General features: G+C 71.2%; 15 protein-coding genes. 9 read left to right on the forward strand and 6 right to left on the reverse strand.

The window, feature by feature from the left end:
• Window positions 1-22 precede the first annotated feature (22 nt).
• From pdhA to DDJ31_RS20045, 3 genes are read left to right on the forward strand one after another with little or no spacing between them, the layout of a single operon-like run.
• The gene (pdhA, locus tag DDJ31_RS20035; RefSeq protein ID WP_127178935.1) at window positions 23-1,204 is read left to right on the forward strand and encodes a pyruvate dehydrogenase (acetyl-transferring) E1 component subunit alpha; all 1,182 of its coding nucleotides are present in this window, start codon (window positions 23-25) and stop codon (window positions 1,202-1,204) included.
• A 1-nt stretch (window position 1,205) separates the two neighbouring features.
• The gene (locus tag DDJ31_RS20040; RefSeq protein ID WP_127178934.1) at window positions 1,206-2,186 is read left to right on the forward strand and encodes an alpha-ketoacid dehydrogenase subunit beta; all 981 of its coding nucleotides are present in this window, start codon (window positions 1,206-1,208) and stop codon (window positions 2,184-2,186) included.
• A 10-nt stretch (window positions 2,187-2,196) separates the two neighbouring features.
• Entirely contained in the window at window positions 2,197-3,684 is a 1,488-nt protein-coding gene (locus tag DDJ31_RS20045; protein WP_127178933.1) for a dihydrolipoamide acetyltransferase family protein, read from the forward strand.
• An 81-nt stretch (window positions 3,685-3,765) separates the two neighbouring features.
• Here DDJ31_RS20045 and DDJ31_RS20050 read toward each other — a convergent pair whose 3' ends face one another.
• Window positions 3,766-4,668, reverse strand: coding sequence for a D-alanyl-D-alanine carboxypeptidase family protein (locus DDJ31_RS20050; RefSeq protein WP_127178932.1), 903 nt, complete (start codon window positions 4,666-4,668; stop codon window positions 3,766-3,768).
• Window positions 4,669-4,876: 208 nt separating this feature from the next.
• Here DDJ31_RS20050 and DDJ31_RS20055 point away from each other — a divergent pair, with 208 nt between their 5' ends.
• Together DDJ31_RS20055 and DDJ31_RS20060 are read left to right on the forward strand one after the other, a co-directional pair.
• Window positions 4,877-5,539 (forward strand): GntR family transcriptional regulator, encoded by a 663-nt coding sequence (locus tag DDJ31_RS20055; RefSeq protein ID WP_127178931.1) that lies wholly within the window; start codon window positions 4,877-4,879, stop codon window positions 5,537-5,539.
• A complete protein-coding gene (locus DDJ31_RS20060) occupies window positions 5,536-6,840 on the forward strand; it encodes an MFS transporter (RefSeq protein WP_127178930.1) in 1,305 nt (434 codons plus the stop codon). Before DDJ31_RS20055 ends, DDJ31_RS20060 begins: the two co-directional genes overlap by 4 nt.
• Before the next feature lie 233 nt (window positions 6,841-7,073).
• Here DDJ31_RS20060 and DDJ31_RS20065 read toward each other — a convergent pair whose 3' ends face one another.
• Together DDJ31_RS20065 and DDJ31_RS20070 are read right to left on the reverse strand one after the other, a co-directional pair.
• Entirely contained in the window at window positions 7,074-7,898 is an 825-nt protein-coding gene (locus DDJ31_RS20065) for a maleylpyruvate isomerase family mycothiol-dependent enzyme (RefSeq protein WP_127178929.1), read from the reverse strand.
• Between the two features lie 273 nt (window positions 7,899-8,171).
• Window positions 8,172-8,666, reverse strand: coding sequence for an LURP-one-related/scramblase family protein (locus tag DDJ31_RS20070; RefSeq protein WP_127178928.1), 495 nt, complete (start codon window positions 8,664-8,666; stop codon window positions 8,172-8,174).
• 104 nt (window positions 8,667-8,770) lie between these two features.
• Between DDJ31_RS20070 and DDJ31_RS20075 the strand changes: the two genes are divergently transcribed.
• Window positions 8,771-10,642 (forward strand): thioredoxin-like domain-containing protein, encoded by a 1,872-nt coding sequence (locus DDJ31_RS20075; RefSeq protein WP_127178927.1) that lies wholly within the window; start codon window positions 8,771-8,773, stop codon window positions 10,640-10,642.
• Here the strand turns inward: DDJ31_RS20075 and DDJ31_RS20080 are convergent.
• From DDJ31_RS20080 to DDJ31_RS20090, 3 genes are all read right to left on the reverse strand, one after another.
• The gene (locus tag DDJ31_RS20080) at window positions 10,630-10,878 is read right to left on the reverse strand and encodes a DUF6458 family protein (RefSeq protein WP_127178926.1); all 249 of its coding nucleotides are present in this window, start codon (window positions 10,876-10,878) and stop codon (window positions 10,630-10,632) included. The two genes, DDJ31_RS20075 and DDJ31_RS20080, sit on opposite strands and share 13 nt — an antisense overlap.
• Window positions 10,879-11,000: 122 nt before the next feature.
• Window positions 11,001-12,293, reverse strand: coding sequence for a M18 family aminopeptidase (locus DDJ31_RS20085; protein ID WP_171480859.1), 1,293 nt, complete (start codon window positions 12,291-12,293; stop codon window positions 11,001-11,003).
• A gap of 145 nt (window positions 12,294-12,438) precedes the next feature.
• Window positions 12,439-14,265 carry an acyl-CoA dehydrogenase gene (locus tag DDJ31_RS20090; RefSeq protein WP_127178924.1) on the reverse strand — a complete coding sequence of 609 codons (1,827 nt, stop codon included), beginning with the start codon at window positions 14,263-14,265 and terminating at the stop codon, window positions 12,439-12,441.
• 143 nt (window positions 14,266-14,408) lie between these two features.
• On the opposite strand from DDJ31_RS20090, the gene DDJ31_RS20095 reads away from it, so the two are divergent.
• The 3 genes from DDJ31_RS20095 to DDJ31_RS20105 all read left to right on the forward strand — a co-directional run bounded on the left by DDJ31_RS20095 (window position 14,409) and on the right by DDJ31_RS20105 (window position 17,300).
• On the forward strand, window positions 14,409-14,873 hold the full coding sequence (locus tag DDJ31_RS20095; RefSeq protein WP_127178923.1) for an SseB family protein: 465 nt from the start codon (window positions 14,409-14,411) through the stop codon (window positions 14,871-14,873).
• A gap of 112 nt (window positions 14,874-14,985) precedes the next feature.
• Complete coding sequence (locus DDJ31_RS20100) at window positions 14,986-15,960, forward strand: pirin family protein (RefSeq protein ID WP_127178922.1); 975 nt, start codon at window positions 14,986-14,988, stop codon at window positions 15,958-15,960.
• Window positions 15,961-16,235: 275 nt separating this feature from the next.
• Window positions 16,236-17,300, forward strand: coding sequence for an AI-2E family transporter (locus DDJ31_RS20105; protein ID WP_127178921.1), 1,065 nt, complete (start codon window positions 16,236-16,238; stop codon window positions 17,298-17,300).
• Window positions 17,301-17,311: the final 11 nt, after the last annotated feature.

Genomic DNA, 17,311 nt, shown 5'->3' on the forward strand with positions numbered 1-17,311 from the left:
CCGGACCGACGGAGGAGCACACGTGACCGTGGAGAGCACTGCCGCGCGCAAGCCGCGACGCAGCGCCGGGACCAAGAGCACGGCCGGCAAGCGCACGACCGCCAAGAAGGCGGCGGGCGCCGACCCCGACCTCGTCCAGCTGCTGACGCCCGAAGGCGCCCGCGTCAAGAACGCCGAGTTCGACCCGTACGTCGCCGGCATCACCCCCGAGGACATGCGCGGCCTCTACCGCGACATGGTGCTCACCCGCCGCTTCGACGCCGAGGCCACCGCCCTCCAGCGCCAGGGCGAGCTGGGCCTGTGGGCCTCGCTGCTCGGCCAGGAGGCCGCCCAGATCGGCTCGGGCCGGGCCCTGCGCGACGACGACTACGTCTTCCCGACCTACCGCGAGCACGGCGTCGCCTGGTGCCGCGGCGTCGACCCGACCAACCTGCTCGGCATGTTCCGCGGCGTGAACCACGGCGGCTGGGACCCGAACACCAACAACTTCCACCTGTACACGATCGTCATCGGCTCCCAGACGCTGCACGCCACCGGCTACGCGATGGGCATCACCAAGGACGGCGCCGACAGCGCGGTCATCGCCTACTTCGGCGACGGCGCCTCCAGCCAGGGCGACGTGGCGGAGTCGTTCACCTTCTCGGCCGTCTACAACGCGCCCGTGGTGTTCTTCTGCCAGAACAACCAGTGGGCGATCTCCGAGCCCACCGAGAAGCAGACCCGGGTGCCGCTCTACCAGCGCGCCCAGGGCTTCGGCTTCCCCGGCGTACGGGTCGACGGCAACGACGTCCTGGCCACCCTCGCGGTCACCCGCTGGGCGCTGGAGCGGGCCCGCAACGGCGAGGGCCCGACCCTCGTCGAGGCGTACACCTACCGGATGGGCGCCCACACCACCTCCGACGACCCGACCAAGTACCGGGCCGACGAGGAGCGCGAGGCGTGGGAGGCGAAGGACCCGATCCTGCGGCTGCGCGCCCACCTGGAGTCGGCCCACCACGCGGACGACGCGTTCTTCGCGGAACTCGAGGCCGAGAGCGAGACGTTGGGAAGGCGGGTGCGTGAGGCGGTCCGCGCCATGCCCGACCCGGACCACTTCGCCATCTTCGAGAACGTGTACGCGGACGGGCACGCGCTCGTCGACGAGGAGCGCGCCCAGTTCGCCGCCTACCAGGCGTCGTTCGCGGACGCAGAAGGGGGCAAGTGACATGGCGGCGGAGAAGATGGCCCTGGCCAAGGCGCTCAACGAGTCGCTGCGCCACGCCCTTGAGTCCGACCCGAAGGTCCTCGTCATGGGCGAGGACGTCGGCAAGCTCGGCGGTGTCTTCCGGGTCACCGACGGCCTCCAGAAGGACTTCGGCGAGAGCCGCGTCATCGACACCCCGCTCGCCGAGTCGGGCATCGTCGGCACGGCCATCGGCCTGGCCCTGCGCGGCTACCGCCCGGTGGTGGAGATCCAGTTCGACGGTTTCGTCTTCCCGGCCTACGACCAGATCGTCACCCAGCTCGCCAAGATGCACGCCCGCTCGCTGGGCAAGGTGAAGCTGCCCGTCGTGGTCCGCATCCCCTACGGCGGCGGCATCGGCGCCGTCGAGCACCACTCGGAGTCCCCCGAGTCGCTGTTCGCGCACGTCTCCGGGCTCAAGGTGGTCTCGCCCTCGGACGCGTCGGACGCGTACTGGATGATGCAGCAGGCCATCCAGAGCGACGACCCGGTGATCTTCTTCGAGCCGAAGCGGCGCTACTGGGACAAGACCGAGGTCAACCCGCAGGCCATCCCGGGGCCGCTGCACAAGGCGCGGGTCGTGCGCGAAGGCACCGACCTCACGCTGGCCGCCTACGGCCCGATGGTGAAGCTCTGCCGGGAGGTCGCCGACGCGGCGGCCGAGGAGGGCAAGTCCCTCGAGGTCGTGGACCTGCGGTCGGTCTCCCCGATGGACTTCGACACGATCCAGACGTCGGTGGAGAAGACCCGCCGGCTGGTCGTGGTGCACGAGGCGCCGGTCTTCTTCGGCTCCGGCGCGGAGATCGCCGCCCGGATCACCGAGCGCTGCTTCTACCACCTGGAGGCCCCGGTGCTCCGGGTCGGCGGCTACCACGCCCCGTACCCGCCGGCGCGTCTGGAGGAGGAGTACCTGCCGGGTCTCGACCGGGTGCTCGACGCCGTCGACCGTGCCCTGGCGTACTGAGGAGAGGGTCGTGACGACGATGACGGAAGCGTCCGTACGCGAGTTCAAGATGCCGGACGTGGGCGAGGGGCTCACCGAGGCCGAGATCCTCAAGTGGTACGTGCAGGTCGGGGACACGGTCACCGACGGCCAGGTGGTCTGCGAGGTCGAGACGGCGAAGGCGGCCGTCGAACTGCCCATCCCCTACGACGGGGTGGTGCGCGAGCTGCGCTTCCCCGAGGGCACCACGGTCGACGTGGGCACGTCGATCATCGCGGTGGACGTGTCGGGCGGCGCCGCCCCCGCCGACGCCCCCGCCGCCCCGGCCGAGGCACCACAGCCCGCGCGGGCGTCCGCGAGCGCCCAGGCGCCCGCCGTCGAGGAGGAGAAGCCGGCCGCCCGCCAGCCCGTGCTGGTGGGCTACGGAGTCGCCGTGTCCTCGACGAAGCGGCGCCCGCGCAAGGGCCCCGAGGTGGTCGTCCCGCAGGCGCAGGCCGCGGTCCAGGCGGAGCTGAACGGCCACGGCCCCGCCGCCGCGGCTCCGGTCGCGGGCGGGCGGTCCAGGCCGCTGGCCAAGCCGCCGGTCCGCAAGCTGGCCAAGGATCTCGGCGTGGACCTCGCCGCGATCGTGCCGTCGGGAGCGGACGGCGTCATCACCCGCGAGGACGTGCACGCGGCGGTGGCCCCGGCCGCCCCCGCCGCCGCCCCGCAGGTCGCGGCGCCCGCGCCGGCAGCGCCGGCAGCGCCGTCAGCGCCGTCAGGCAGGCCCGCGACCGTCGTCGCCCCGCCGGTCGCGTCGTTCGACGGCGCCCGGGAGACCCGCGTCCCGGTCAAGGGCGTGCGCAAGGCGACCGCCCAGGCGATGGTCGGCTCCGCCTTCACCGCGCCGCACGTCACCGAGTTCGTCACGGTGGACGTCACCCGCACGATGAAGCTCGTCGAGGAGCTGAAGGAGTCCCCCGACACGTACGGCACCCGCGGGCTGCGGATCAACCCGCTGCTGCTGATCGCGAAGGCGTTCCTGGTCGCCGTCAGGCGCCACCCGGACATCAACGCGTCGTGGGACGAGGCGGCTCAGGAGATCGTCCTCAAGCACTATGTGAACCTCGGCATCGCCGCGGCCACCCCGCGCGGTCTGATCGTCCCGAACATCAAGGACGCGCACACCAAGACGCTGCCGGAACTCGCCGAGTCGCTCAGTGAGTTGGTGGCGACGGCACGGGAGGGCAAGACGTCGCCCGCGGCCATGCAGGGCGGCACGCTCACCATCACCAACGTCGGCGTCTTCGGCATCGACACCGGTACCCCGATCCTGAACCCCGGCGAGTCCGCGATCCTCGCGGTCGGCGCGATCAAGCTCCAGCCGTGGGTCCACAAGGGCAAGGTGAAGCCGCGTCAGGTCACCACCCTGGCGCTCAGCTTCGACCACCGGCTGGTGGACGGCGAGTTGGGCTCCAAGGTGCTGGCCGACGTGGCGGCGGTCCTGGAGCAGCCCAAGCGCCTGATCACCTGGAACTGACGGACCGGGCGCGGCGAACGGCAGCACGACGAAGGGGGCCTCCGCGGTCGCGGAGGCCCCCTTCCGTGCGCTGTGCGGTCGTCAGCCGGCCGTCGCGAAGCCGTAGTTGAGGAGCTTCGTCGCGTCCGTCGAGCGCACGGTGGCGCTCGTGGAGGCGAGCACCGTGCCGATGACGGTCTTGCCGTTGCGGGTGGCGGCGAAGACGAGGCAGTACTTCGCCTCCGGGCCCGAGCCCGTCTTCACGCCGATGGTGCCGCTGTAACTGCCGAGCAGGGTGTTGGTGTTGGTCCACGCGGCCATCGTGCGGGTGCCGCCGGTCTTGGTGACCGTCTTCGCCGTGTACGACTTGGCCTTCACGACCGTGCGGAACGTGGAGTTCTTCATCGCGTTGCTGGCGAGCTTCGTCAGGTCGCGCGGCGTCGAGTAGTTGGAGCCGCTGCCGATGCCGTCGAAGGAGTCGAAGTGGGTGTTCTTCAGACCCAGCGACTTGGCGGTGGTGTTCATCTTGCCGATGAAGTTCGCCACGCGCTTGGCGCGCGTCGTGCCGGTGCCGAACTTGTCGGCGAGCGCGTAGGCGGCGTCACAGCCCGACGGGAGCATGAGCCCGTACAGGAGCTGACGGACGGTCACCTTGTCGCCGACGATCAGCCGCGCCGACGAGGCGTTCTTGGAGACGATGTAGTCGCTGTAGGCCATCTGGATCGTGACCTTGGAGTCCAGGTTCAGATTGGCCTGCGAGAGCACGACCTTGGCGGTCATGATCTTGGTGGTGGAGCCGGTGGAACGCTTGGTGTCGGCTGCCTTCGAGTACAGGGACTTGCCGGTCGCGTTGTTCATCACGTAGCCGCCCTTGGCGGCGATCGTGGGCGTGGCGACGGCCTGCGCGGGTGCCGCGGTGAGGGCTCCGGTGGCGAGCATCGCGCCGGCCGTGACGGCGACGGCTGCGGCTCTGCGGATACGGATGCCCTTGATGCCGTTTATCAACTGAGATACCCCGATTGTGTTGAATGCGCCTGCGGTGCGGCCGAGTTGGAGGGGAAACAGATGGGCCGCACATGTAAGACACGTATCTAGCACGGATGGTTGTGCAACGACTGGGGCGGGTCGGGGTTCTGTGACGGCGTTGATACACGCCGCGTCCGTATGCTGGACCGTCTCGCTCATGCGTACGTGATGTATCTATCCTGTCGGCATGCCCGCAGCCCCGCCCGCGCCCGTCAAACAGCCCCCCGCCGCCGACCGCGTCTACACCCACGTCAAACAGGGCGTCCTGGAACGCCACTACGAGGGCGGAACGCTCCTCACCGAAGGCGAACTGGCCGACGCCGTCGGGGTCTCCCGCACCCCGGTGCGCGAGGCCCTGCTCCGCCTGGAGGTGGAGGGGCTGATTCGGCTGTACCCGAAGAAGGGCGCGCTGGTGCTGCCGGTCTCCGCGCAGGAGATCGCGGACGTCGTCGAGACCCGGCTCCTGGTCGAGGTGCACGCGGCCCGCAAGGCCGTCCCGGCGCCCGCGGGCCTCGTCGAGCGCCTGGAGCGGCTGCTGGCCGAGCAGAAGGCGCAGGCCGCCGCGGGCGACCTGGCGGGCGCCGCCGTCACCGACCGTTGCTTCCACGCCGAGATCGTCCGCAGCGGCGGCAACGAGATCCTCTCCCGGCTCTACGACCAGCTCCGCGACCGGCAGCTGCGGATGGGCGTCGCCGTCATGTACTCGCACCCGGACCGGATCGCCAAGACCCTCACCGAGCACGAGGAGATCCTCGACGCGCTGCGCTCGGGGGACGCGGAGGCGGCCGTGGCCGTCGTCCACCGGCACGTCGGCTGGTTCTCGCACCTGGCCAGGGGTGAGGTGCGATGAGCGGCTCCTCCTCGGTGTCCCTGCCGGGCGACCCGCCGGGCGGCCGACGCGCGGTCGCCGTCTGGTGCATAGGCGTCTCGGTCTACTTCGTCGCGGTCATCTTCCGCACCTCGCTCGGGGTGGCGGGACTCGACGCGGTGGACCGCTTCCACGTCAACGCCTCGGCGCTCTCCACGTTCTCGATCCTCCAACTGCTGGTCTACGCGGGCATGCAGATACCCGTCGGCCTGCTCGTCGACCGGCTCGGCACCAAGAAGGTGCTGACCATCGGGGTGGTCCTGTTCACCGCGGGCCAGCTCGGCTTCGCCTTCTCCCCCTCCTACGGCACCGCCCTCGCCTCGCGCGCGCTGCTCGGCTGCGGCGACGCGATGACGTTCATCAGCGTGCTGCGGCTCGGCACCCGCTGGTTCCCGGCCCGCCGCGGCCCGATGGTCGCCCAGCTCGCCGGACTGGTCGGCATGGCGGGCAACCTCGTCTCCACCCTCGTCCTGGCCCGGCTGCTGCACGGCGTCGGCTGGACCGCGGCCTTCGCGGGCAGCGCGGTCGCCGGTGTCGTCGTCCTCGTCCTGCTGCTGCTCTTCCTCAAGGACCACCCGGAGGGGCACGAGCCGCAGCCGTTCCCGCACCAGGGCGCGGCCTATGTGCGGCGGCAGATCGCCGCGTCCTGGCGGGAGCCCGGCACCCGGCTCGGCCTGTGGGTGCACTTCACCACGCAGTTCCCGGCGATGGTGTTCCTGCTGCTGTGGGGCCTGCCGTTCCTGGTCCAGGCGCAGGGCCTGTCCCGCGCGACCGCCGGTGAACTGCTCACCCTCGTCGTCCTGTCCAACATGCTGATCGGCCTGGTCTACGGGCAGGTGGTGGCCCGGCACCACGCGGCCAGGCTGCCGCTGGCGCTCGGCACGGTCGCGGCGACCGCCGTGGTGTGGGCGACGACGCTCGTCTACCCGGGCGAACACGCGCCGATGTGGCTGTTGGTGACGCTCTGCGCGGTCCTCGGCGCCTGCGGGCCCGCCTCGATGATCGGCTTCGACTTCGCCCGCCCGGCCAATCCGCCGGACCGTCAGGGCACCGCCTCCGGCATCACCAACATGGGTGGTTTCGTCGCCTCGATGACGACGCTGTTCGCGATCGGCGTGCTCCTGGACGCCACCGGCGACAACTACTCCGTCGCCTTCTCGGTGGTCTTCGTCCTCCAGGCCCTCGGCATCACCCAGATACTGCGGCTGCGCACCCGGGCCGCGCGGCTGGAGCGGGAGCGGCTGGTGGCCAGCCGGGTGGAGACGGTGCACGTACCGGCCTGAACGGCGGACGCGGGGGAGCGCCGGGAGGAGAGTGGGGCTGGCGGGGCTGGCGGGGCTGGCGGGGCAGGCGAGACGGGGGGAGACAGCGGCGGCGGGCCGAGATCCCCCGGCCCCGTGCGCCGGCCCCCGTGCTCACGCCCCCGAGCCCGGTGCTCCGTGCCCGGTGTCCCGTCCTTCGTGTCCCGCGCTCCGTGCCCCGGTCCGCTACCGCGTCACCGGAGCGCCGCCCACCGCTACTGCGTCACCGCGAAGTTGCGCAGGACGGCCGCCGTCAGCCGGGGGTCGCCGTCCGCCTTCACCCGGTCCGCCACCGCCTCGGCGGTCACCCGGCCGCAGGCGAGCCGGACGTACGTCTCCCAGTCCATCGCGAAGCTGGCGGCCGGGCCGAGCGCCGGGGCCGTCTCCAGGGTGCCGCGGCCCTGGATGTCGATGCGGATCGTGCGCAGGAACTCGATCGGGCCGTGCACGTCGAAGACGACCGCCGAGCTGCGGGGCGCGTCGGAGTCCTCAGCGACGACCTTCGGCAGCGCGGCCAGCAGCACGTCCCGCGCGACGTGCGCGCCGGGGGAGTCGAGGTTTCCGGGGACACCGAGGGCGGCCCGCAGATCCTGCTCGTGCACCCACACGTTGAACGCGTGGGTGCGCATCGACTCCTCCAGGGTGAGGTCGGTGCCGAAGGGGCTGCGCACCTTGGTGCCCGGGTCCCGTGACTCGTTGCGCAGCTGCCGGTTGCGCCGGATGATCGTGTACTCCAGCTCGGAGGTCATCTCCGGGGAGGTGTGGTGACGGCGGACGTCGACCTGCATCTCCATGTAGCGCTGGCTCTCGTTGGTCACGTGGAAGAGGTCGCGCGGCAGGGTGTGGATGGGGCGCGGGTCGCCGAGCATCTCGCAGTCCAGGCCGATGAGATGGGAGATCAGATCCCGCACCGACCAGCCTGGGCACGGCGTCCGACGGTTCCACTCGCCCTCGACAAGCGGCTGCACCAGCTCGGTTATCGCGTCGATGGAGTGGGTCCAGGCGTCGGCGTAGTGCTGGAGAGTGGGATGCAGACTCACGGAACGGGACCCCTCGGCGGTCGGTACACGGGCTGGTGACGGCGGCGTTGCCAGTGGGAGGTGGCTCTCGGCGGGTGTCTTGCAACTCCCCCAAGTTCTCGACCGAGCTCGAACAGGGGGGACCCCCAAGTTACGCTGCTGTGAGGCACCCCGGCAGTGCTTTCGTGTGACGATCGTAGGCCCGTGCGGGCGGGCCGAATGCCAGGACGGTGGTAGTGTGCGCGCCTTCCATCTCCAGATCGCCGTAGACGAGGGCGAATCGGTCGCCCCGCCTCAGTCGTCCTCGCGCTCCTTGTCCGCCAGGTGGATCACGCACACCGCGACCGCGATCAGCAGCGCCGGATCGGCGTCGTCGCGCACGACGTCGATGCCGTAGGTCTCGCGCAGGTGCAGCCAGCGGCGGGAGATCACGGCGAGGAGTTCGCCGTCGAACTCGATGGCGAACTCGCGGTCCAGGATCTTGCCGCTGACGTCGAGTTCGGAGCCGTCGGCGAGGGCGACCCGGTAGTGGTTGCGCAGCAGGGAGAGGCGCTTGCGCCTGATGGTCGCGAGGGCGGCGCCGTCCCGCTCGACGACCATCGTGTCGCGCAGCGCGAACATCTTCTGGTGGATGTCGATCAGGACGCGCCCGCGGGTGTCCTTCACCTCGAAGGTGTCCCGCAGCCGCATCGCCTTGCCGTCGACGAGGAACACCTTGTTGCCGTGGTCGTCCTCGATCCAGTAGTCGTCACCGATGCCGAGGAGCCGGTCGCGCACGAGGAATCTCATGTCTGACGGCTTCCCCGTCGAGGGCCCCGGGACGCAGCCCGTAGCCCGTCGGGCGGATCGGGCCGCCCGCGGGCGCTGTCAGAGGGGCGTGGCACCCTGGAACCATGAACGACTCCACTCCCCGGCGCGTGCGCGTACGCGCCCCCGAGCTGGTCGGCAAGGGCGGCTGGCTGAACACGGGTGATCAGCAGTACACCCTCGCCGACCTGCGAGGACGCATCGTCATCCTGGATTTCTGGACGTTCTGCTGCATCAACTGCCTGCATGTCCTCGACGAGCTGCGGGAGTTGGAGGAGAAGCACGCCGACACGGTGGTGGTGATCGGGGTGCACTCGCCGAAGTTCGTCCATGAGGCCGAGCATGCGGCCGTGGTCGACGCCGTCGAGCGGTACGGCGTGGAGCACCCGGTGCTCGACGACCCGGAGCTGGCCACCTGGAAGCAGTACGCGGTCCGCGCGTGGCCGACGCTGGTGGTGATCGACCCCGAGGGGTACGTCGTCGCCCAGCACGCGGGCGAGGGGCATGTACACGCCATCGAGCGGCTGGTCGCCGAGCTGGAGGGCGAGCACGCCGCCAAGGGCACCCTGCGGCGCGGCGACGGCCCCTACGTGGCGCCCGAACCCGAGCCGACCGTGCTGCGCTTCCCCGGCAAGGCGGTCGCGCTGCCCGGCGGCACGTTCCTGGTCAGCGACACCACCCGGCACCAGCTCGTGGAGCTTGCGGCGGACGGCGAGAGCGTGCTGCGCCGGATCGGCTCGGGCAGCCGCGGACTCGCCGACGGCCCGGCCGCGTACGCCGCGTTCAGCGAGCCGCAGGGCCTCGCCGCGCTCGACGACACCTCGGTGGTCGTCGCCGACACCGTCAACCACGCCCTGCGCCGGGTGGACCTCGCGACCGGCGAGGTCACCACGGTGGCCGGCACCGGCCGGCAGTGGATGCAGGGCGACCCGGCCTCGGGCGCGGCCCGCGAGGTCAGCCTCTCGTCGCCGTGGGACGTGGCGGTGTGGCAGGGCCGGGTGTGGATCGCCATGGCGGGCGTGCACCAACTGTGGGCGTACGACCCCGGAGGCGGCACCGTCGAGGTCACCGCGGGCACGACCAACGAGGGCCTGGTCGACGGCCCCGGCGCGGACGCCTGGTTCGCGCAGCCGTCCGGGCTCGCCGTCTCGGCCGACGGGGAGCGGCTCTGGCTCGCCGACTCCGAGACCAGCGCGCTGCGCTGGGTGGACCGCGAGGGCGCCGTCCACACCGCCGTCGGCACCGGCCTCTTCGACTTCGGGCACCGGGACGGCGCGGCCGGGCAGGCGCTGCTCCAGCACCCGCTGGGCGTCACCGCCCTGCCGGACGGCTCGGTCGCCGTCGCCGACACCTACAACCACGCCCTGCGCCGCTACGACCCGGCGACCGGCGAGGTCACCACCCTGGCGACGGAGCTGCGGGAGCCGAGCGACGCCGTGCTGGCCGGCCAGGACATCGTCGTCGTGGAGTCGGCGGGGCATCGGCTGACCCGGCTGCGGCTGCCCGAGGAGGCAGTGCGGGTGGAGTCGGTCGCCCACCGCACCCGGCGCGCCGCCACCGAGGTCGGCCCCGGCGGGCTGCGGTTGGACGTGATCTTCCAGGCCCCGGCGGGGCAGAAGCTCGACACCCGCTACGGGCCCTCGACCCGGCTCCTGGTGTCGGCCACCCCGCCCGCGCTGCTGCGCGCGGGCGAGGGGGCGGGCACCGAGCTGTCCCGGGCTGTGGAGCTGGACCCGGCGGTCACCGAGGGCGTCCTGCATGTGTCGGCGATGGCCGCGTCCTGCGACGACGACCCCGCCAACCCCTATCCGGCCTGCCATGTCCACCAGCAGGACTGGGGTGTGCCGGTGCGGCTCGTCGAGGGCGGCACCGGCCGGCTCGCGCTGGTCCTCGCGGGCATGGACACGGCGGGTGAGGCGCCCGGCACGGAGCCGGGCGCGGTCGATCAGACGCCGTAGCCGTCGCTGTAGCCGTCGCGGCGGTGGTGCCGCTCCTCCTCGACCACCGGAGCGGCGGACGGCACCACCACGCGCCGGCGCCTGGCGATGCTGCTGAAGGTGGTCACGCCGATCAGGCCCACGATCATCAGGATCACGCCGACCAGATGCAGGTTGACGCCCTGCATGTGCCAGTCGGTCGCGAACGTGAGAATGGCTCCCGCAGCGATGAGGATGATGCATCCACCGAGGCCCATGAGTGTCGCCTCTCTGTCCGGCCGAGTCAGGGCCGGTCCCTCCGGCCCGCAACCCGGGTACCCCGGCCGCCAACACCCATGCGCCCCACGCCCACTTGACGCACCGTCGTGCGCCGGGCCGGCTACCCCTCCAGGAACGCCACCAGCGCGTTCGCCAGCAGATGCGGGTCGTCGGCACCGCACAGTTCGCGGGCGCTGTGCATGGAGAGGATCGCGACGCCGATGTCGACGGTCTTGATGCCGTGCCGGGCCGCGGTGATCGGGCCGATCGTGGTGCCGCAGGGCATCGAGTTGTTGGAGACGAACGACTGGAACGGCACGCCCGCCCGCTCGCAGGCGGCGGCGAACACCGCGCGCCCCGAACCGTCGGTGGCGTAGCGGTTGTTGACGTTCACCTTGAGGATCGGGCCGCCGTTGACCCGCGGGTGGTGCGTCGGGTCGTGGCGCTCCGCGTAGTTGGGGTGCACGGCGTGACCGGTGTCGGAGGAGAGGCAGACGGTGCCCGCGAAGGCCCGCGCCCGGTCCTCGTACGATCCGCCGCGGGCGAAGACCGAACGCTCCAGCACCCCGCCGAGGAGGGGGCCGTCCGCGCCGGTGTCGGACTGCGAGCCGTTCTCCTCGTGGTCGAAGGCGGCCAGCACCGGGATGTACGGCGGCTCCCCGCCGGCCACCGCGGTCAGCGCCGCGACCCCGGCGTGCACGGACAGCAGGTTGTCCATCCGGGGCCCGGCGACCAGCTCCTTGTCGCGGCCCAGGTAGGCGGCCGGCTCCACGGAGTGGGTCATCAGGTCCCAGCCGGTGACGTCGCCCGGGGTGAGTCCCGCGGACTCCTCGAGGAAGGCGATGAGGTCGCCGTCGCGGACGGTGTCGCCCAGGCCCCAGATCGGCTGGAGGTGGCGCTGCTTGTCGAGCTTGAGGCCGTCGGCGGTGACGGAGCGGTCGAGGTGGATGGCGAGCTGCGGGACGCGCAGCAGCGGCCGGTCGATGTTGACGAGGCGGGTCGAGCCGTCTCTCAGGGTGAGCCGGCCGGCCAGGCCGAGGTCCCGGTCGAGCCAGGAGTTCAGCAGCGGGCCGCCGTAGATCTCCACGGCCACCTGGCGCCAGCCGTGCGCGCCGGTGTCGGGCAGCGGCTTGACCCGCAGGTTCGGGGAGTCGGTGTGCGCGCCGACGATACGGAACGGCGTGTGGGGCGCCGCGTTCTCGGGGACGTACCAGGCCACCAGCGCGCCGCCGCGCAGCACGTACCTGCCGCCGCTCGTGCTGTCCCAGGCGTCCGTCTCCGCGACCTGCCGGAAGCCTGCCTTCTCCAGCCGCTCGGCGGCACTCGCGACCGCGTGGTACGGCGACGGGCTGGCCGTCAGGAAGGACATGAGGTCGTCGGTGTGGCCGCGGTCGAAGCGGTGGGGTTCGCTCATGGGTTCACCTTAACGACGTACGAGGGCCCACTCCGCGTGACCGGAGCGGGCCCTCGTGAGGGCGATGTGGAATTCTGGCTACCCCGAACGGGTGCCGCCTGAACGCCTGCCCGGCGGGGCTCCTCGCACCCGCCGCGCCGTCTCGCTAGAAGGCGGCCTCGTCCAGCTCCATCAGGTCCAGGTCGACACCCTCGGCGAGCTTGCGGGCGCCGGTGACGCCGGGCAGGACGGTGGCCGCGAAGTACTTCGCCGCCGCGATCTTGCCGGTGTAGAAGGCCCGGTCCTTGCTGGACGCGGTCTCCAGCTTCTCGGCGGCGACCGCGGCGCCCTTGAGGAGCAGGTAGCCGACGACGACGTCGCCCGAGGCCAGCAGCAGCCGGCTGGTGTTCAGGCCCACCTTGTAGATGTTCTTGACGTCCTGCTCGGTGGCGGCGAGGTCGGTCAGCATCAGGCCGACGATCGCCTCCAGCTCCACGGCGGCCTTCGCGAGGTGCTCGCGGGAGCCGGCCAGCTCCTCGCCGCCGGTGGCCAGCGCCAGGAACTTCTTGATGTCCTCGGCCAGCGAGTTCAGCGCGGCGCCCTGGTTGCGGACGATCTTCCGGAAGAAGAAGTCCTGGCCCTGGATGGCGGTGGTGCCCTCGTAGAGGGTGTCGATCTTGGCGTCGCGGATGTACTGCTCGATCGGGTACTCCTGGAGGAACCCGGAGCCGCCGAAGGTCTGGAGCGACTGCGCGAGCTGCTCGTAGCCCTTCTCGGAGCCGTAGCCCTTCACGATCGGCAGCAGCAGGTCGTTGAGCGCGTGCTCGGTCTTCGCGTCCTCGCCGTTGGCCTCCTTGACGGCGATGGCGTCCTGGACGGAGGCGGTGTAGAGCACCAGCGCCCGCATGCCCTCGGCGTACGCCTTCTGCGTCATGAGCGAGCGGCGGACGTCGGGGTGGTGGGTGATGGTGACCTTGGGCGCGGTCTTGTCCATGAAGTTCGCGAGGTCCGGGCCCTGGACGCGCTCCTTGGCGTACTCCAGCGCGTTCAGGTAGCCGGTCGAGAGCGTCGAGATGGCCTTCGTGCCGACCATCATGCGGGCGAACTCGATGATCCGGAACATCTGCCGGATGCCGTCGTGCCGGTCGCCGATCAGGTAGCCGACGGCGGGGTGGCGGTCGCCGAAGGTCATCTCGCAGGTGTTGGACGCCTTGAGGCCCATCTTGTGCTCGACGTTGGTGGCGTAGACCCCGTTGCGCTCGCCCAGCTCACCGGTCTCGAAGTCGAAGAGGAACTTGGGCACCAGGAAGAGGGAGAGGCCCTTGGTGCCGGGTCCCGCGCCCTCGGGGCGGGCCAGGACGTAGTGGAGGATGTTCTCCTCCATGTCGTGCTCGCCCGAGGTGATGAACCGCTTCACGCCCTCGATGTGCCAGGAGCCGTCCTCCTGCCGGACGGCCTTGGTGCGGCCCGCGCCGACGTCCGAGCCCGCGTCGGGCTCGGTGAGGACCATGGTGGAGCCCCAGGTCTTCTCCACGGCGACGGCCGCGGCCTTCTTCTGCTCCTCGGTGCCCTCCTCGAAGAGGATGCGCGCGAAGGCGGGGCCCGAGGAGTACATCCAGACCGCCGGGTTGGCGCCCAGGACCAGCTCGGCATAGGCCCAGATCAGGGACGGCGGTGCGGTGGTGCCGCCGATCTCCTCGGGCAGCCCGAGCCGCCAGTACTCCGACTCCATGAAGGCTTTGTAGCTCTTCTTGAAGGAGGCGGGGACCGGGGCGGTGTGGGTCTCGGGGTCGTAGACCGGCGGGTTGCGGTCGGCGTCCGCGAAGGACTCCGCCAGCTCGTTCTCCGAGAGGCGGGTCAGTTCCGCGAGGACGCTCTTGGCGGTCTCGGTGTCCATCTCCTCGAACGGTCCGGTGCCGTACAGCTTGTCCCGACCGAGCACCTCGAAGAGGTTGAACTCGATGTCGCGGAGATTCGACTTGTAGTGCCCCATGGCGACAGCTCCGTAGAGAGATCGGCGAGGCACTGGGATCCTCGCGCCCGTTCACATACCAGCAAGTAGCTACGATGATGCTACCCGTCGGTAATAAGAAGCAAGCCCGATCCGGCCATCTGTGACTGAGTACTCTTTCGCACATGTACGGCTACGACCAGAACGTGGGCGCCCAGCAGCAGTACACCCCGCCGCAGCAGCAGATGCCCGGCGGCTACGGGCAGCAGCCGCCGCTGTACCCCGAGCCGTCGCCGCCCTCGCTCGCGGACGCGGTGCGGGCCTTCACCACGGGGCAGCTTGCGGCCGAGGACTTCCAGCAGGTCTTCGCGACGTCCAAGGTGTACTGCCCGCGCGGTGACAACCCCGGCTTCCTCGCCCTGCACAACACCCAGCAGCCGGTGATCCCGATGTTCAGCTCGCTCAAGGAGCTGCGCCGGTACGCGGGCAAGGAGTCCAAGTACTTCGTGATCACCGGCGCCGAGGTGATCGACCTGCTGCCGACCGGATACGGGTTCGTCGTCGACATGGAGGGGGAGCACCGGATGGTCTTCGACGCCAAGGCCGTCGAACAGATGGTCGATTTCGCGATGCGCCGCATGTACGGCTGACGGACCGCCCCCGTCGTCGGAGCCCGGAGGGAATGCCCTCCGGGCTCCTCGTGTTGTGGGGTGGCAGAAAGTTCAACGCTCAACTAAAGTGGCCGTACAAGGAGGTACCGACATGCCTGCAGTGACCGTCGAGAACCCGCTGACGCTTCCGCGCGTGACCGCGCCGGCCGACGCCGTGGCACGCCCCGTGCTCACCGTCACCACCGCGCCGAGCGGTTTCGAGGGTGAGGGCTTCCCGGTGCGCCGGGCGTTCGCCGGGATCAACTACCGCCACCTCGACCCGTTCATCATGATGGACCAGATGGGAGAGGTGGAGTACGCGCCGGGCGAGCCCAAGGGCACCCCCTGGCACCCGCACCGCGGCTTCGAGACCGTCACCTACATCATCGACGGCGTCTTCGACCACCAGGACAGCCACGGCGGCGGCGGCACCATCACCAACGGCGACACCCAGTGGATGACGGCGGGCTCCGGCCTGCTGCACATCGAGGCGCCGCCCGAGTCCCTCGTCGTCTCCGGCGGCCTCTTCCACGGCCTCCAGCTGTGGGTGAACCTCCCGGCCAAGGACAAGATGATGGCCCCGAAGTACCAGGACCTGCGCAGCGGCGAGGTCGGGCTCCTCACCACCCCCGACGGCGGCGCCCTGATCCGCGTCATCGCCGGTGACCTGGACGGCCACCAGGGACCGGGCGCCACCCACACCCCGATCACGATGATCCACGCGACGGTGGCACCGGGCGCCGAGCTGACCCTGCCGTGGCGCGAGGACTTCAACGGCCTCGCCTACGTCATGGCGGGCAAGGGCTCGGTCGGCGCCGAGCGCCGCCCCGTCCACCTCGGCCAGACCGCCGTCTTCGGCGCCGGCTCCTCGCTGACCGTCCGCGCGGACGAGAAGCAGGACGGGAACACGCCCGACCTGGAGATCGTGCTCCTCGGCGGACAGCCCATCCGCGAGCCGATGGCGCACTACGGACCGTTCGTCATGAACACCCGCGACGAACTCCAGCAGGCGTTCGAGGACTTCCAGAAGGGCCGCCTCGGCACGGTCCCCGCGGTCCACGGCATGACCCCCGGCGGCCCGCAGTAGCGACAACGGCCCACCGACGGCCCGCACGTCCCCCGGCCCCGTCTCCCCGCACCCGCGGGGAGGCGGGGCCGACCGCTGCCCGGGGCGGCCGTCAGGCGGCGAGGGCGACGGTGAAGGTGACGACGGTGAAGGCGCCGACGGTGCCGGCGATGGCCACAGCGCCGGAACGCCGCCGGTGGTGATGCCGCCGGCGGCGTTCCCCCGTTAGGGGTCAGCGCCGGCGAATCCGCCGATGTCGGCCACCGCACGGCCGCCCGACGTGTTCGGGTGGGGGGATGTCCCTGCTTCCGGAACCCGTACGGCGGTTCGCCGCCTGGTGCGGTGTGATCCTGCTGGTCTCCGGGGTCGGATACGTCGCGGTCCGGCTCTGCGCGGAGCTGCGGGCCGCCGTCACACCCGTGCTGCTCGCCCTCCTCGGCTCGGCGCTGCTCGGGCCGCTGTACCGGCGGCTGGTGAAGGCCAAGGTCAACCCGTCGATCGCGGCCGGACTCACCTGCGTCGCCGTGGTCGCCGTCGTCGGCGGCGCCGTGTACATCGTCGTCGCCGCGCTCATCGACACCGGCGACCAGATCGTCACCTCACTGAAGACCGCCGCGACCTCGCTCGCCCAGCACTTCGGGGCGGCCGGCACCTCGCTCGGCGACCTCGCGGGCAACTCCAAGGAACTGCTCGCCAAGTTCGGGGGCACCGCCGCCTCCAACGTGATCAGCGGCGTCAGCGTGGTCGCCGAGGTCATCGCCATGGCCGTCCTCGCGCTGCTCCTGGTCTTCTTCTTCCTGCGGGACTCGGAGCGGGCCGCGGGCGCCCTGCGCTCCCTCGCCCCGAGCGGCACCGCCGACCTCGTCGAGGCCATGGCCCGCCGGGCCTTCGGGGCCGTCGAGGGATTCATGCGGGGCACCACCCTCATCGCGTTCATCGACGCCGTCTGCATCACCGTCGGACTGCTGGTGCTGCGCGTCCCCGGGGCCGTCGGACTCGGCGCGCTGGTCTTCGTCGGGGCGTACATCCCCTACCTCGGCGCCTTCATCTCCGGCGCCGTCGCCGTGCTGGTCGCGCTCGCCGACCGCGGCTTCGTGATCGCGCTGTGGGCGCTCGGGGTGGTGCTCGCCGTGCAGGTGCTCGAAGGGCATGTGCTCCAGCCCATGATCCAGAGCCGGACCGTGCAGATGCATCCGGCGGTGGTCATGCTCGCCATCACCGCGGGCGCGGCCGTCGCGGGCATCCTCGGGATGCTGCTGGCCGTACCGCTCACGGCGGCGTTCTTCGGCGTCATCCACGAACTGCGCTCCCGCTATGGGGTCATCGACCCGCCGGGGGGTTCTCAGGGACGGGAGTCCTGACCCCAGGGCGA

It is taken from the genome of Streptomyces griseoviridis (genome assembly GCF_005222485.1).
GTDB lineage: Bacteria > Actinomycetota > Actinomycetes > Streptomycetales > Streptomycetaceae > Streptomyces > Streptomyces hintoniae.